This window comes from Thauera aminoaromatica (genome assembly GCF_000021765.1).
Classification (GTDB): domain Bacteria; phylum Pseudomonadota; class Gammaproteobacteria; order Burkholderiales; family Rhodocyclaceae; genus Thauera; species Thauera aminoaromatica.
Genome location: NC_011662.2, coordinates 313290 through 328377 on the forward strand (window position 1 = coordinate 313290; position 15088 = coordinate 328377).

Annotated in this window: 11 protein-coding genes; 4 read left to right on the forward strand and 7 right to left on the reverse strand. The window is 64.3% G+C overall.

All coding sequences use genetic code 11. The annotated features are described in order from the left end of the window. Positions 1 to 32: 32 nt before the first annotated feature. Entirely contained in the window at positions 33 to 1559 is a 1527-nt protein-coding gene (gene tnpC, locus TMZ1T_RS01320; protein ID WP_012584337.1) for an IS66 family transposase, read from the forward strand. Positions 1560 to 1646: 87 nt separating this feature from the next. Next, positions 1647 to 1991, forward strand: coding sequence for a hypothetical protein (locus tag TMZ1T_RS01325; RefSeq protein ID WP_261789163.1), 345 nt, complete (start codon positions 1647 to 1649; stop codon positions 1989 to 1991). 146 nt (positions 1992 to 2137) lie between these two features. Here TMZ1T_RS01325 and TMZ1T_RS20960 read toward each other — a convergent pair whose 3' ends face one another. The 4 genes from TMZ1T_RS20960 to tnpA form a co-directional block, all read right to left on the reverse strand. Further along, positions 2138 to 2737, reverse strand: a complete 600-nt coding sequence (locus tag TMZ1T_RS20960) for a hypothetical protein (protein ID WP_144312133.1) — start codon at positions 2735 to 2737, stop codon at positions 2138 to 2140. 177 nt (positions 2738 to 2914) lie between these two features. Beyond that, positions 2915 to 4510, reverse strand: coding sequence for an IS66 family transposase (tnpC, locus tag TMZ1T_RS01335; RefSeq protein ID WP_012584333.1), 1596 nt, complete (start codon positions 4508 to 4510; stop codon positions 2915 to 2917). 29 nt (positions 4511 to 4539) lie between these two features. Further along, positions 4540 to 4899 carry an IS66 family insertion sequence element accessory protein TnpB gene (gene tnpB / locus TMZ1T_RS01340; RefSeq protein WP_012584334.1) on the reverse strand — a complete coding sequence of 120 codons (360 nt, stop codon included), beginning with the start codon at positions 4897 to 4899 and terminating at the stop codon, positions 4540 to 4542. Beyond that, positions 4899 to 5207: an IS66 family insertion sequence element accessory protein TnpA gene (gene tnpA, locus TMZ1T_RS01345; protein ID WP_012584335.1), complete on the reverse strand. Its 309-nt coding sequence runs from the start codon at positions 5205 to 5207 to the stop codon at positions 4899 to 4901. Before tnpA ends, tnpB begins: the two co-directional genes overlap by 1 nt. 660 nt (positions 5208 to 5867) lie before the next feature. Here tnpA and TMZ1T_RS01350 point away from each other — a divergent pair. Next, on the forward strand, positions 5868 to 6599 hold the full coding sequence (locus TMZ1T_RS01350; RefSeq protein ID WP_012584340.1) for an SOS response-associated peptidase: 732 nt from the start codon (positions 5868 to 5870) through the stop codon (positions 6597 to 6599). A gap of 96 nt (positions 6600 to 6695) precedes the next feature. Then, entirely contained in the window at positions 6696 to 8318 is a 1623-nt protein-coding gene (locus TMZ1T_RS01355; protein WP_012584341.1) for a nuclease-related domain-containing DEAD/DEAH box helicase, read from the forward strand. A 112-nt stretch (positions 8319 to 8430) separates the two neighbouring features. On the opposite strand, the gene TMZ1T_RS01360 is transcribed toward TMZ1T_RS01355, so the two are convergent. From TMZ1T_RS01360 to TMZ1T_RS01370, 3 genes are all read right to left on the reverse strand, one after another. Continuing rightward, positions 8431 to 9753 (reverse strand): IS110 family RNA-guided transposase, encoded by a 1323-nt coding sequence (locus tag TMZ1T_RS01360; protein ID WP_041589740.1) that lies wholly within the window; start codon positions 9751 to 9753, stop codon positions 8431 to 8433. Between the two features lie 319 nt (positions 9754 to 10072). Beyond that, positions 10073 to 11896 carry a hypothetical protein gene (locus tag TMZ1T_RS01365; RefSeq protein ID WP_012584343.1) on the reverse strand — a complete coding sequence of 608 codons (1824 nt, stop codon included), beginning with the start codon at positions 11894 to 11896 and terminating at the stop codon, positions 10073 to 10075. 24 nt (positions 11897 to 11920) lie between these two features. Beyond that, the gene (locus tag TMZ1T_RS01370) at positions 11921 to 15034 is read right to left on the reverse strand and encodes an SNF2-related protein (protein WP_012584344.1); all 3114 of its coding nucleotides are present in this window, start codon (positions 15032 to 15034) and stop codon (positions 11921 to 11923) included. Positions 15035 to 15088: the final 54 nt, after the last annotated feature.

The following is a 15088-nucleotide window of genomic DNA, read 5'->3' on the forward strand; positions in this document are numbered from 1 at the left end:
CATTTGGCGGCATGCTCCGGTAGCATGTCGCCATGTCGAACACCCCTGTTTCCTCTCCTGACGAAGTCATCGCCCTGCGGGCGAAGGTGAGCGAACAGGCCGCCGAGATCGAGCACCTGAAGCTGGTGATCGCCAAGCTGCGCCGCATGCAGTTCGGCCGCAGCTCGGAGCAGATGAACGAGATGCTCGGCCAACTTGAGCTCTCGCTCGAGGAGCTCGAGACCCTGCGTGCCGAGACCCCGGCCGAACCGACGACGCCAGCCGATACGCGCGAGGCGCCCCCGCCTCGCAAACCGCTCCCCGATCATCTGCCCCGCGACATCGAGGAGCACCTGCCTTCGGCGTGCGACTGTCCAGCCTGTGGCGCCTCGCTCAAGAAGCTGGGCGAGACCGTGAGTGAGATGCTCGAGTACGTGCCGGCGAGCTTCCGGGTGATCCGTCATGTGCGCCCGAAGTTCGCCTGCAGCCGCTGCGACACGATCGTGCAGGCGAACGCGCCCGCGCGACCGATCGCCCGGGGGCTGGCCGGCGCGGGGCTCCTGGCCCATGTGCTGGTCGCGAAGTATTGCGATCACCTGCCGCTGTACCGCCAGAGCACCATCTACGCTCGGGAGGGTGTCGAACTCGAGCGCTCCACGCTGGCCGACTGGGTGGGGCAATGCAATGCGCTGCTGCGCCCGTTGGTTGAGGCGCTGCGCAAGCATGTGCTCTCGGCCACCAAGCTGCATGCCGACGACACCCCGGTGCCGGTGCTCTCGCCGGGTGAAGGCCAGACCCGGACCGGTCGGTTGTGGACCTACGTGCGCGACGACCGCCCCGCAGGCGACGCGACGCCGCCGGCGGTGTGGTTCGCCTACTCGCCCAACCGCCGGGGCGAGCACCCGCAACGCCACCTCGCGCACTTCAAGGGCGTGCTGCAGGCCGATGCCTTTGCCGGATTTGCGCCGCTCTATCTGGGCGGGGCCATCCAGGAGGCCGCCTGTTGGGCGCATGTGCGGCGCAAGTTCTTCGATCTGCACAAGGCGCAGGCCTCGCCCCTGGCGGCCGAGGCGCTCAAGCAGATCGGTCTGCTGTACGCGGTTGAAGAGGCGATTCGCGGCAAACCGCCCGAACTGCGCCGGGCCGAGCGGCAGGCGCGCGCTGGCCCCGTGCTGGTCGCGCTACGCGCCTGGCTCGACGCCACGCTCAAACAACTCTCGCAGAAATCGGCATTGGCCGAGGCGATCCGCTATGCGCTCGCCCGCTGGGACGCGCTCGTGCGCTACAGCACCGACGGGCGCATCGAGATCGACAACAACGCCGCCGAACGGGCGCTGCGCACGGTCGCCCTGGGGCGGAAGAATTTCCTCTTCGCGGGCTCTGACGCCGGGGGCGAGCGTGCGGCGGCGATCTACGGCCTGATCGGCACGGCCAAGCTCAACGGCCTCGACCCCGAGGCCTACCTGCGGCATGTGATCGGCCGCATCGCCGAGCATCCGGTGAACCGGGTGGCTGAACTGCTGCCGTGGAACGTCGCAGCCGAATTGGCGCCGCCCGAGCTACAGGCCGCCGCTGCCTGAAAGACATCTCGCCGCATAGACGGTCTGCGGCGGACGCTTACGCTCTTCGGGCGCGGGCCGGCCGGCAAGGACGTCGCGGCGCGCTCGGTGAAGATGCTCGCCGAGCAGCTCGACGCCGACTTCGTCTTCGTGCTGATGGAGGCCTACAGCCTGCGTGCCGACAAGGTCGCCCGCTACGAGGAGATCCTCGACGAGTACGGCTCGCTGGCCGACTGCCCGGCGAGCTGGCGGATCGACGTGGTGAGCCTGGCGCTCGAGACCCGCCACGGCGTGTGGGTCGCCCAGGTGCCGATCAGGCCGAAGGGGATCAGCAAGAAGAAGCGCACGATCGGGGCGCCGGAGTTCCGGCATTACACCGAGGTGCAGGGGCGGTTCACGGATCTGTTGCCGGTGAAGGAAGGCGAGGGCGGTGCAGGTGGGGTGCTGCACTGAGGTTGATCGCACAATTCTTTCCGTGTTCGGGGACACAGGTAAAACCACCGGCACCGGAATGCTACGCTTCAGCTTTGCATTTGACGCGACCTCGATCTCGCATCGTCCAACCGTGATTGTCAGCATGATCGCTTGCTTTACCCCAACTATCGAGTCGCACCGGAGCCGACTTGTTGCGCGGACGGCGATTGCTGAAGCAAGTTCACCGGCTTGATGCGGTAGACCTCGATGAGGAAGAGGTACAGGAAGGCGATCGACATGAAGAGCACCACCAATCCAACGATCGACGAAGTGACCCGTACCTTGTTTGCGCTGATTTCGATCTCGTTTGCTGCCGGATCCTTGCCAAGCCTCGTCGCGTGGTAGAGCTGGTAACCCGAGAATCCCAGACCGCAGAAGACGACAGCTAGGACGGTCCACATCAGCACCTCGGACGCGCGTTGTTGCCACCTGAAATTCTCGATCGCCACTTCGGTCTGCTGCCCCAGGAAGGCGTAGTACTGCACTTGATACTTATCGAAGGCTGCTTGTACTTCAGGGGGCACCAGATGCGACTCCGCTCCCGGTGACCCGTTTTGCCCTTCGACGTAGGGCACAAGCGGTTGACCGCTCGGCTCCCGTGGTGAGGATCTAATTTCCGGTGCATCCGCCGGTGGCAAGGGCTCGGGTACTGCCACTTGAGCGACACGCGGCCAAGCGAGCGCGAACATCAACAGTCCGAGCAGTCGGATTGCAAGCCAACTCACCGAGTCCTCCTTGATCCCTGGATCGTGCCACCGTGGATCTGGCCACCAGCGTCCTGGCAGGCACACGGGCCACCATAGCGACCCACTTGGGCAGTCCAGTCGCAGTATCCGATTGTCGTGTGGCAGATTACGACTCGCGATGGAAAGGGCGTAAGCGCTCACCCAGCGGCGTCGTTGCTACGCAGCGCGCCTTGAGATATCCGAGCGCAACGGCGCTTTGCCGAAGTGCTGCTTCCACAGCCTTGGCGTCAGCTGTGCGACGTCTGCGGCCGGATGTTGGTCGACACGCTGGAGCACGTCGACGAGATAGTCGTACGGATCGAGTTCATGCAGCCGACAGGTCGCAATCAGGCTCTGGACGACGCCGACATGCTGGGCGCCGAGCTCGGTCCAGCTGAACATCCAATTTTTTCGACCCAACGGAATTGGCCGTAGCGCCCGTTCAAGGTGGTTGGTATCGATCGGCACATCCGGGTCGGCCAGGAACACTTCCAGTGCCGCCCGTCGCTTGTGCGCGTAGATCAGCGCCTTGGTCAGCGGGCTGCTCGGCAGCAGCCCTTGCGCGTCCAGGCGTTCCTGTACCCACGTGAAGAAGGCCGCCACGATCGGCCGCGCGTGATCGAGCCGGTACTCGCGCTTGGCCTCGCCCTTGAGCTTGTCGTCGCGGATCTTCGCTTCGACCGTGTAGAGCGCGCCGATGAACTCGAGCGCCTTGGCCGCCAGCTCGGGCTCGGCCGCTTCGGCGTTGATGAATTCGCGTCGGCAGTGCGTCCAGCACTGCGCGTGCGTGAGCCCGGTCTTGCTCGCGTAGGTCTCGTAGGCGCCATAGCCGTCCGAGAGCAGCACACCCCCCTCGGTGGGCTTGAGCCCAAGCACCTTCTCGACGTTGCTGTGCGCGCGGCTGTCGAAGAACGGGAAACAGATCTCGTGCAACTCGCCATAGACTGGCCAGAAGTAGCAGGCCTTCATCTTGCCCGGGCCGGCCCGCCCGGCCTTGATCGGGGTCTCGTCCATGGCCTTGACGCGGCTGGCGCGGATCGATGCGAGCTGCGCCTCGTAGATCGGCACGAGCAGTGCGGCCGCCTGCGCAGCCAGTTGCGTGAGCCAGGCGCGGCTGACCGTGATGCCCGCGTCCGCCAGGCGCTGATGCTGGCGGTACAGCGGGAGGTGCCAGGCGAACTTGTCGAGCAGCAGCCCGACCAGGAAACTCACGTCGGCGCGGCTGCCCTCGAGCACCCCGGCGGGCGCCGCCGGGCAGTGGATCGTCTGCGTGTCGCGACGCTTGATGACCGGGCGCACGTACTTGAGGATCACGTAGCTGCCCGGGCGCTGCGCCAAGCGGTGGCTGACCTTCTCGCCGATCACCTCGAACTGGTCGGCGGCAAGCCCCTCGGTCTCGGGGTTGGCGAGCGTGATGGTCTCGATCGGGACGCGCGTCTCGTCGAAGAACAGCGCCGATTCGTCCTTGTCCTGTGCGTAGTCGGTGCGCGGCGCACGGCGGGTGTGTCCCGCCACGGTCTTGCCGGCGAGTTCGGGCTGTGTGTCGGGGATCGGCAACTCGCCCAGATGCATCTGCGCCGGGTCCGGTGAGACCAGGCGCTTCTCGCTCTTCTGGCCGAAGAGCTGGCGGCGGAACCACTCGAGCTGATGTTGGATGGTCTGCACTTGGCGCTGCAGATCCTCATGCGCCTGGGCCAGCTCGACGACGCGCTCGGGCGCCCACTGGGCGGCCTCGGCAAGGGTCGGAACAGGGGCGGAAGACGGCGCGGGCATGACGCGTATTTTACCGTAGAACCCAGCATTCATGCGGGTTGCACAGCGTTTTCGGGCAGCCGGAAACGGCGCTTGTAGCGGATCGGCTCGATGCCTTCGAGCAGCAGCTTGAGCCCGGTCCAGTCCATCTGGCGCGTGCGAACCTGCGCCCAGTTCGACACGAAGCGCCCCTGTTCGAGGCGCTTGGCCCACACACAGAATCCGGTGCGATCCCAGTACAGCACCTTCATCTGCGTGCCGCGCCGGTTGATGAATACGAACAGCTCGCCCGACAGCGGATCGCAGCCGAGCGCCTGGCGGGTGAGCGCGTACAGGCCATCGAAGGATTTGCGCATGTCGACCGGGCGGCCATAAACATGGACCCGGACCGCGCCTTCGGGGAAGAACATCAGCCGCGCGACAGGTGAAGGATCACGCCCTCGCCCAGATCGAGTCGGAGCTCGAGGCGACCCGTGCCGCCGAGTTTGAGCGTGCCGGCGTCGACGAAGCCGATGCGCTCCATCGCCGGCGCGGCGCACTGCGTACTCGGCTCGCCCAGCAGGCTACGCCAGCGCCGGAAGGTCGACTCGCTGAGCCCCTCACGGGCGCAGAACGGCTCGACCCCCAGCCCACTCTCGGCAAACCGCGCGATGGCTGCTTGCCATTCCTGACGGCTACGCCGCCGCCACTTGTTGTTGGTCGCTGTCGCCCTGGTCACTGCCGGCTCCTCCCTGATGAATGTGGGAGGGATTGTTCTGCGCGGACGGGGGCTGGAGAAGGACGCCGCTCAGTGACCGGTTACGAAAGGGCGGTGTCGGCAAAGGCACCGGCGGCACATTCGCCGGCGTAAGAATCATGGGCGCTTGGCGACCCATCGGGTGACCAAGGTCAGCCGGGCGTGGTGACACTATGACCGGTGCAGGGATCACAGGTAACTCTGATGGGAGCTCCTTCGAACAGACGCCATTCGCATCGCAGCGCGCGTTCTGTGCAAAGGCAGTCTGATCGACGGAGGGGCCGGCCAGGGCGGCTAAGAGAGCGAGTGCTGGCCTATTCATCGCGTGCCCTCCGGACAGGGATGCTTACGGTATAGCAGTGGAGGTGAGTCGGGGCAAGGAGAGCGCACAGCAAGCGCAACCGGTCCTCAGGGTGTGGCGCGCCGTTGCCTGGCGGCTGCGTTCGGGATGTCGCCGGCACTCACGGTTAACTTATGCCAGGTTCCGTCAGGCAGGTCTCGTGCGATCGCCGCATCTCGGACACCGTCCACGTGGTGACACGGATGTGCATGATGGAACTATTGTGAAAAAATGCAGCCCATCGACGCTCAGGGTGCCCTGTTTGGGGCGGTGGTCGCTCCAAGGTCTTGAGGCAAACGCCAATGTGCGGACGCTATGCGCTCTACGGTCCGGTCTCGCGCCTGCGCGAGGCCTTCGACGCGGTGCCCGAAGGTTTCGACTTCGAGCCGCGCTGGAACGCGGCGCCGATGCAGTGGCTGCCGGTGGTGCGCCAGCGGTCGAACGGCGAGCGGGTGATCCACCGCCTGCGCTGGGGCCTCGTGCCGTCGTGGGCGAAGGACGCGACGATCGCCACCAGGTTGATCAACGCGCGCGGTGAGTCGGTGGCAGAGAGACCTTCGTTCCGGGCGGCGTTCCGCCGCCGGCGCTGCATCGTCCCGGCGAACGGCTTCTACGAGTGGCAGCAACTCAGTGACCAGCAGGGCGGCGGCAAGCAGCCGTTCTACATCCATCCGGTCGGGGGCGAGTTCTTCGCGCTCGCCGGGCTGTGGGAACGCTGGACGCGGCCGGCTGACGGCGAGGCGCTCGACACGTTCACGATCGTCACCACCGAGGCCAACGCGGCGATGCGGCCGTTGCACGATCGCATGCCGGTGATCCTGGCGCCGGGGGATTGGTGGGCGTGGCTGAACGGGGCGACTGCGGCCGACCAGGTGCAGGCGCTGGTGAGGCCGTGTCCCGAGGCGGCGCTGGCGGTGTATCCGGTGGGGAGGGCGGTGGGGAATGTGAGGAACGAGGGGGCGGGATTGATCGATCCGTTGTCCAGTGACCATAGTTCCTGTCGCTCGCAAATTGCTCGGGGCTCTCGAGGCTAGCAAGCGAGCTGCATGTCATCCGGCGTCCGGGCGCCCTTAGGAGGGATGTCGTTGTGGGACAATCCATGCCGTCATCCTCAACAACAAGCACACCCGATGGCGCAAATCTCCCCGGCTCTGGATACCCTCCGACACGACGCCGGCCTTTTCCGTGAGCTCGACGTCCTCGACCGCCTGCAGCAGTCGCTGCCCGACGGCTACGACGTGTTCCACAGCGTCGCCTGGCAGACCGCGCATCAGGGCGAGGACCGACACGGCGAGATCGACCTGGTCGTCCTCGCGCCCAGCGGCAATATGCTCCTGGTCGAGGTCAAGGCCGGCGACGTCGCGCTGATCGACGGCAAGCTCGTCAAGCTGTATGGCCGACGCGAGCACGACGTCGCCCGCCAGACCCGCATGCAGCACGCGGCCATGCTCAACCGCCTGGCGGAGTCGGGCCTGAATGCACACGTCACCGGTTGCGTCGTGCTGCCGGACTTTCGGGTGGATGAGGCCGCCATCGTTGCGATGCCGCGCGAACGCATCATCGACGCGAGCGCCTATGCCCAGCTCGGTACCCGCGTGCGCGAGCTGCTCGAGCAAGGCAGCAGTCGCAGCGACGTGGAAGCGCTCCGCCGCTTCCTGGGCAACGTTTTCAAAGTCTCAATTGACCTGCAGGTGCTCGGTGACCAGGTGCGGCAGACGAGCCGCCGCCTCGCCGACGGCCTTGCCACCTGGGTTCCGCGCATTGCATCGCCATCGGGCGTGGTGCGCATCCAGGCGACGGCAGGTTCCGGCAAGACGCAGCTTGCGCTCCGCCTCCTCGACGACGCGGCGGCCGCAGGGCAGCGGGCCCTTTACGTCTGCTTCAACCGCACCCTGGCGGATCACATCGGCCGCATCGCACCGGCGCGTGCGCGGGTGTCGAGTTTTCACGAGCTCTGTGTGGAGCACTGGCGGCGTACGCAGGGTGAGCCGGACTTCACCGCCGAGGGCATCTTCCAGGCGGTCGTCGAGCGCTACGGCAGTGACGCGCAGGACTTCGAAGCGCTGTACGACCTCGCGATCATCGACGAAGGGCAGGACTTCGACCCCGCCTGGGTCACGTGCCTGCTGCCGCATTTGAAGGAAGACGGACGGCTTTATCTCCTCGAGGACGAGGCGCAGCGTCTCTATGAGCGCGACGGCTTCGAGCTCCACGGTGCGGTCGCCGTGCGCTGCAACGACAACTTCCGTTCGCCGCGCGCAATCGTCGATGTGATCAACGCCATGAATCTGGCGGAAGGCATAGTCGAGGCGCGCAGCCCCTATGTGGGCGACCTCCCGACGTTTCGTGCGTACGACGACGAACGCGGCCTGCGTCGCGAGACGCTGGCGGCAGTGGAGTCTTTGCGCGAACGCGGCATTCCGCTCGCCGAAATCGTAGTCTTGAGCGCGCGCGGACACGGTCGCTCGCACCTGCTGAAGGAGGCGAAGCTGGGGGTGTTTGCGCTGCGGAAGTTTCTGGGGCGGTACACAGCCGACGGGGAACCGGTGTGGTCCGAGGGCGAGCTCCTGATCGAGTCCGTGCATCGGTTCAAAGGACAGAGCGCCATGGGCGTCGTGCTGGCGGAGGTGGACTTCGACCAGCTCGACGAGGCAGCACGCAGGCGCCTGTTCGTGGGGATGACCCGGGCTCAGTTGGGGTTGGAGGTGGTGGTGTCGAGGCGAACAGAGGCGGATCTTGCCGCCTTGCTGTAGGGCGATCCTTCGTTGATCGACGCGGTATTGGATTACGACGCCCTACCGAGTGCCAGACATCGTCAACGGTGAGCCTGCCGCTCTCAAGAAACAAAACTAGCCGGGGCGGTTTTCATGCGGCTGCCCCGATGGGGTTGATCTGGAACCCGAGCGCGGTGGCTCGGCGTTTGAGTGCAGCGATGCTGCGCTCGCGTTGCAGTTCTTCGTATCGCTGCTGCCCCTGGTCGACGAAGGCCTCGCCGCGGGTGAGCATGAAATACACCATGCGCGCGAGCTTATGCGCCGTTGCGGTGTTCGCCTTGGGTTTGTCCATCCGGCTGCAAAGGCGCCGATAGAACGCTCCGAGGGCGGAGTTGCTGTGCGATAGCGTCATCGCGGCCATCTTCAGGGCCTGGCGCACGCGGTTGGCCGAACGCTTGGTACCGGCCGAGAGCACCTTGCCACCGCTGACCTTGGTCCCTGGGCACAGCCCCAGCCACGAGCAGAAGTGCTTCACGTTGGCAAAGCGGGAGAGGTCGGGTCCGATCTCGGTCAGGATCTTCATCACCGAGCTCACCTCGAGCCCGTTGATCCGCGTCAGATCGACCCCTGCCCAATTGGCGAGCATCTGCCGGACATCGAAGGCAGCGCGCGCCTTGCTGCCGGCTCGAGGCACCGCGCCAACGTTGATCGCGCACTGCGCCCGCTGCCCGAGCAGCACCTGCATCTGGGCGTCGCATTCGCGCAGGTGACGGGCGATGTCGTCGTACATCGACAGTGCCTGACCCAGCACGAACAGATGCTCCTGGCGCCAGTTCCCGGTCAGCGCACGGATGACCTCCTCGGTGCTGGCCTTGACCCGCCGGTGACGGTGACGCGCCAGCACTTCAGGGTTGCGCTCGCCGGCGACGATGTCACGGATGATCGCCTGACCGCTCATCCCCATCACGTCGGTGAGCACCTCGGTGAGTTGAATGTTCATCTGCACCAAGGCTTTTTGCATGCGCTGCACCCAACTGGCCTGCTCGGCGAGCAAGGTCTCGCGCAGCCGGGCAATCGCCCGTAGCTCACAGACCTCTCCGGCAGGTCGCCATGCTGCGCGCAGCAGCCCGTAGCTCATCAAACGCTGCAGCCACTGACAATCCTGCACATCACTCTTGCGGCCGGGCACGTACTTCATCTGTCGCGCATCGACCAGCCAGACCTGCAGTCCGCGCTGCTCCAGGATCTCGAACAGCGGGATCCAGTACACGCCGGTCGACTCCAAGGCGACGATCTCCACCTTGCACGCCATCAACCAGTCGGCCAAGGCGCGCAGATCGTCCGTCATGACGCCGAACTCGCGCACCGACTCCTCTGCCGCGTCGGGCGGCACCGCCACCCAGTGGCTCGAAGCACCCACATCGATCCCCGCCGCGTTCGGGAACACCGTGTCTGTCCGCTTGCGCATCGCCATCATCTGCTCCATCCTCGTCCAAGAACGGCAGCGCCAAGGGAAGCGTCGATTTCGACTCGATCTCTCAAACGGGATGCACATCGCTGTGCTCACCACTGTCGCCGACGATTCCCGGACCATGCTCAGAGTCGGGCTCGCTCCACAGCGTCCTCTAACGCCGCGAGCTCGCACCAATGACGTGTCGGTCATCGCGGCGCTGCCGTTCTCCTTGTAAGCCATAGTCGTTTCTTCCGGAACGCCGGGCGTGCGGGACGCGCGGATGGGATGCTCAGCAGTGTTCCTTTCCGACATAGTTCGCTGCCCAGGATGTCTCTGGGTCTCAGCAGTGTTCCTTTCCGACATAGTTCGCTGCCCAGGATGTCTCTGGGTCTAGGGGCAGTTTCGGGGGAGGGAGCGCTCTCGTAACCTTGCCCACCTCGAGGAAGCTCAGGCCATAGGCGACGGTCATCCGGTCGTAATTGCTCCGGTGAAGCCCCGGGGCCTCGAGGTTCTTCGGCAACTCGACTCGCCTGGGTTCAGCCCTGAGCCAACTGTAGCCAGGCATCGACTGCATCTGGCTTTGCAGCCTGCTGTAGAACTCCATGCGCATGCCTCCGCCGCAGTAGAACGCAGGTACGCCGATCAGTTGGGCTTGGGTTAGATGCCCGTCCTTCCATGCATGCCAGTAGCTCTTGCCGCGCACCTGGCTGACAACCTTTTTCTGGAAGAACGTGTCGTCGGGGTCGTCCGAGGGCTTGCGTAAGAACACCTTCGCATCATGGACGTAGCGAGTGAAGCGACTCGGCAGAGCGACGGTCCGATCCGTCGGATACTTGTGCTCCGCGAGCGCATTCGAGATGAGTCCGGCCGTGGGTTCGCTGCACCGCGAAAGTGCCTCTTCCCACCACCCCACACGATGACGATGGAGGTTCATGACGCCGTGCGGTTCGACGATCGAGGTGAAAAATTCGAAGTCCCATTTGCCCCCGCGCGCCGGCTTGACGTGGAACAGCGATGAATCGACCGAGCCGGCGCCGACGTCCACCATCAGGTAGATGTTCTGCTCTTTGCGATTGAAGCGGCTCGAATTCACGAAGCCGTAGATCTGCGCAGCGATCTCCGGAACGACGCTGATCTCGACATCCTCGTCCTCCGACATGCGCTCGGGGGCTGCCGCAATTTCGCGCTTGCGATCCCTTGCGGCTGCGATTGTGGTGCGTGAGATATCTCGAGGCGTGCACGCTGCAAGCCAGGCCACGTGCGCGACATCGTTGAAGGTCTGGGTCAGCTCATCGTCCAGGTGGTGGGCGACGGGCAGGCCAATCGAGAGCTTCCACAGGAGTCGGGTTCGGGCGAATACGTCCGCATGCGTTGCGAACAGCCAGCCCCGGGCTTGCCTGATGACCAGGGCGAGCACGGCGGACACGCGCTCGCGCAACAGCAGGTCGCCGGGGTTCGCAATCAATGCGAGTTTCAGGTCGCGATGTGTTTCTTCTCCTTCGCATAAGGAGAACCGTCCTGCCGATTCGTGCAAGCGGGTCGGCAGGAGATACCGGGCGACATCGCTTGCCGTTGTGAACGGTACTGCGAAGGCTTTGCCAAGGGCAGGGTCGCCGATCACCACCTTGATGCTCGATGTCCCGAAATCGACTCCCATGGCGATCAGGTGCTCGTCATCCGCCGTCTCGCGGCAGCACTGGCTGCTCCGTCCCAACTCCTCGTATACATCCAGCACTTCGAGCTCGACCTGTTCGTCGAGGGTGAGCGCAAGCCTTGCGGCGGAGCCGAGGCGAACCTCATAGGGCGACACCTTGCCTTCGGGTGATTTGCCAGCACGCACGGGTGACGAGTCGTAGCAAGCGAGGGGAGCGGCCCTTTGAGACGATTTGACTGGCGCCTTTGCGCGAGCCACCGGATGCTCCGCACGCCACTTCTTGCAAGCCTCGGCGATCGGGTCGGATCTCTTTCCTTCCTTGGGTGCCGTGGGTGCCTTGGGGCCCGCCGGGGGCGATACCGTCGGTGTTTCCGCGCTTTGGCCCGTGTGCTGTGATGACTCGCCACTGCCGGTTGGGAGAACCTTTCGGGTCTCGACCTTGGCGCCTGGAAGCTGCACGCCCTTCTCTGCAAAGGCCTTCTTCAACAGTTCTGCCATCTGGCCAGCCATCTTCTTCTCCCTTTTCGTGCCGGTTCAGACCACTCGGATGACGCCGCCTGACACCATGCTGTCGTGGGCCTGGATCGACTCCTTCAGGCGCAACTCAGCGATCCGTGCCTCGATGCGCTGGGTGAGCTTCTTGAGCCGGCCCTCTTCCGCTGGAATCAGTCGCCTCTGCTTGTCGGTACCGTGCAGTCGATACTTCTCGATTCGTTCGTGGAAGCGCCTGCGCTGGTTATCCAGGTGATGCCGAAGGGTGTTCACCATGAAGCTGACGCGATCTCGGTTCTCGCGGATCTGTGCGTCACGAAATGCGCGAAAACGCTCTTCGAGCTCGGCACGGCAGTCGTCGAGCACCCCGGCGGTGTGCGCATGGTTCAGGCTTGTGCTTGCGCCCAGCCAGTCCCGGCCCTGGAGACCGGCGGCATTCACGAGAAACTCCGCCTGCTCGCCGTCGAGCAACCAACCGTCCGCAAGCCGCTGGACCAGATACTCCAGCCGCTCGATGTCGCGGGCACCCGAGACGGTCCAGCGTGCGATCGCATAGACGTAGATGTCGCGCTCGATGTTTCCAACCGTGTTGCCCAGGATTTCCACCGCCGCAACCGGGCTGTATAGCGGCCCCTTTCCAGCCTTCTTCAACTCATCCGCCACGAAGCGCACGAGCGGATGATCTTGCGTGATCCGTTCCTTTCCGGACGGGTTCCGCCCATGACGGTTCTCGAAGATGAGCCTTGGCGGTGCGGCGCCAAGAAGGCGCGTTGCGCCCTGAAGCCGTTGTTGCTGGAGAAACTCGGAGAAAGCGACGCGGGCCTCGGTCGAGAGCTCGATCACATGCTCGAGCTCGTCGTCATCGTCCGCAAGCAAACGCGTCCCCGGAAACTCTCGCTCGAGAAAATCCTTCACGTAGGCGAGCAGATCTTCGCCTCGGATGAAGCGACCCAGCTCCTTGGCGGCCTGTACCTTGTTCTGGATGAAATCGCCGTGGGCGATCAGTTGGGTGGCTTCCTCTTCCAGCAGCGCCTGCTGCCTGCTCACTCGCTCGATAGCAAGACTGGCGCGGTCGATGCGTTCTTGTTCCTGCTCCGGTGTGAGCTTGTGCGACAGCAGCTCGTAGCTCAGCGTGCGGATCTCGGTGCCCAGCATCGCCTCCATGCTGCCGAGCGCCTGGCGGAAAATGTCGAGGCGCTCCAGCAGTCGGTCGTAGATCCGTTCATCAATCGTGTGCGTGTAGATGAAATTCCAGATCAGGATCTTCTCGGCTTCCTGTCCGATCCGGTCGATACGACCAATGCGCTGTTCGATCCGGGCGGGGTTCCAGGGCAGGTCGTAGTTGATGAGCAGGCTGGAGAACTGGAGGTCCACACCCTCGGAAGCGACCTCTGAAGAAATCAGGATGTCGGGGCCTTCGGTCGACTCGAAGTGCCGCAGCACGCCATGCTTGTCCATCCCGCCGTGAAGCACTGCAGACTGGATCCCTTCTGCCGCCAGCCGGCGTGCGAGGTAGTGGAGCGTGTTGCGGTAGAAGGAGAACAGAACGATCTTCTTGCCGGGGTAGGCGGCCCAGTATTGCTTCAGGTTGCGGACCAGCATGTCGTACTTGCTGTCCACCGATTCGAGTGCCGTGTGGTCGCCAACGCGTCGTGCAATGCCTACGAGTGTTCGCAATAGGGCGCCAAGGTTCGGGCGTTTCTCGTTGTCCTCGGCATCGCCGTAGAGCTCGAAGACCTCGCTTTCAAGCTCTTCGTCATCGACTTCCGTGCGATCGAGCCAACCCTTGCACGCGGCTGCCACGCAGCTGGACAACTGGCGCTGCGGAATCGTCAGCATGAAGCCTTCAGAGATGTCGATGCGCGCGCAGAACTCGCGAACCGCCTCGGTCACTTGATCGTAGAACTCGCGCTCGATCGGGTTCATCTCTACGCGGACCGTCACCGGATCTCGCTGCACGCGCATTTCCTGCACGTCGCGTTTCAGGGTTCGCGTGACGACCTTGGTCAGCGGGTTGATTCGGTCCAGCTGATCGGCAATTTCTGAGCGTCCGCGCGGCGAGGAAAGGTCCTCGGCAGAGGGCGGATGATTGATGAGGTGCTCGAGCTGAGCGTTGTCGCCGAAGATGCGACCACCAACTGCCTCACGCAAGGTCTCTACGAAATCCGTGGGCGTGACCACGTGACTCAGGATCCGGTCGCGCAAGGCGACGATCGGTGCGTTTTCCTGCAGGGAGTATTGGAACGAGGTGGGGAAGGGGAAGGAGTCCTCGTCGATCAGGTTGAGCAGGTTGAAAAGATCGTCGCTCCGCAACTGGATCGGTGTCGCCGACAGCATCACCATGCTCTGCACGACTGGACGAAGCAGCCGGGCCAGACGATGGGTAGCCGTTTCGTCGTTTCGCAGGTAGTGCGCCTCGTCGATGATCAGCATGTCGAGCAGGGGCTCTTCGAGGTCCGCCTCGTTCAGAAAGCGCGCCAGCTTTGCAGTGGTTGCCTGGGAGGGCTCCTCATCGTCATTCCAGCCCTTGGCCGGGCGCAAACCCTGCATGCTGGCGATCAGCGCGAACTGCTGCTGGGGGCGTTCTCGTACGCTCTGCAGGTGGTCGAGCAGGCCGCGTGCATCGACGATCTCCGCGCTCACCCCGAAGCGCTCGGAGAGTTCGGCCTTCCACTTTTCGCGAAGCATCGCGGGACAGATCACCAAGAGGCGCTTCGCATCGACACGGGCGCGGAGCTCCGTCCAGATCAGGCCGGCCTCGATGGTCTTGCCGAGGCCGACCTCGTCCGCAATGAGGATGCCGTTCGAAGGCGAGTCGAGGAACTGCAGTACGGGCTTGAACTGGTAGGCAAGGAACTGCGTGTTCGTCGTGTTCAGGCTGTAGATGAGGTTCGCCAGCCGACCGCTTAAGCGGTAATACGTGATCGCACCACGGAGATCCTCGACTCGGCCGTAACGACCACTGGCCACCATTGCATAGGGGCCGGCCGATGCCCGGTCGACCTTCTCGAGCGAATTCTTGAGCACGAATTGCTCGTCTCCATCCGTGAAGGTGACGAGAACCCGGAGTCGATGCGGTGGGCCATCGGTTTCGTTACCGAGGATGCCAACCCTGCCCGGGTTGGCCTTCAAGCGGACTTTGTCGCCGGGCTGCATTCAGATCTCCGAGGTGGTGCGGGAATCCAGTCGCGTGATGCTGTGCATAGTATG

Excerpts from the sequence above, each read along its gene's own strand:
- TMZ1T_RS01355 (WP_012584341.1), top strand. The coding sequence starts at position 6,696 with ATGGCGCAAATCTCCCCGGCTCTGGATACCCTCCGACACGACGCCGGC.
- tnpB (WP_012584334.1), bottom strand. The coding sequence starts at position 4,899 with ATGTTCTTCCCCGAAGGCGCGGTCCGGGTCCATGTTTATGGCCGCCCG.
- tnpC (WP_012584337.1), top strand. The coding sequence starts at position 33 with ATGTCGAACACCCCTGTTTCCTCTCCTGACGAAGTCATCGCCCTGCGG.
- TMZ1T_RS01365 (WP_012584343.1), bottom strand. The coding sequence starts at position 11,896 with ATGGCTGGCCAGATGGCAGAACTGTTGAAGAAGGCCTTTGCAGAGAAG.
- TMZ1T_RS01360 (WP_041589740.1), bottom strand. The coding sequence starts at position 9,753 with ATGGCGATGCGCAAGCGGACAGACACGGTGTTCCCGAACGCGGCGGGG.
- TMZ1T_RS01370 (WP_012584344.1), bottom strand. The coding sequence starts at position 15,034 with ATGCAGCCCGGCGACAAAGTCCGCTTGAAGGCCAACCCGGGCAGGGTT.
- TMZ1T_RS01350 (WP_012584340.1), top strand. The coding sequence starts at position 5,868 with ATGTGCGGACGCTATGCGCTCTACGGTCCGGTCTCGCGCCTGCGCGAG.
- tnpC (WP_012584333.1), bottom strand. The coding sequence starts at position 4,510 with ATGCCCGCGCCGTCTTCCGCCCCTGTTCCGACCCTTGCCGAGGCCGCC.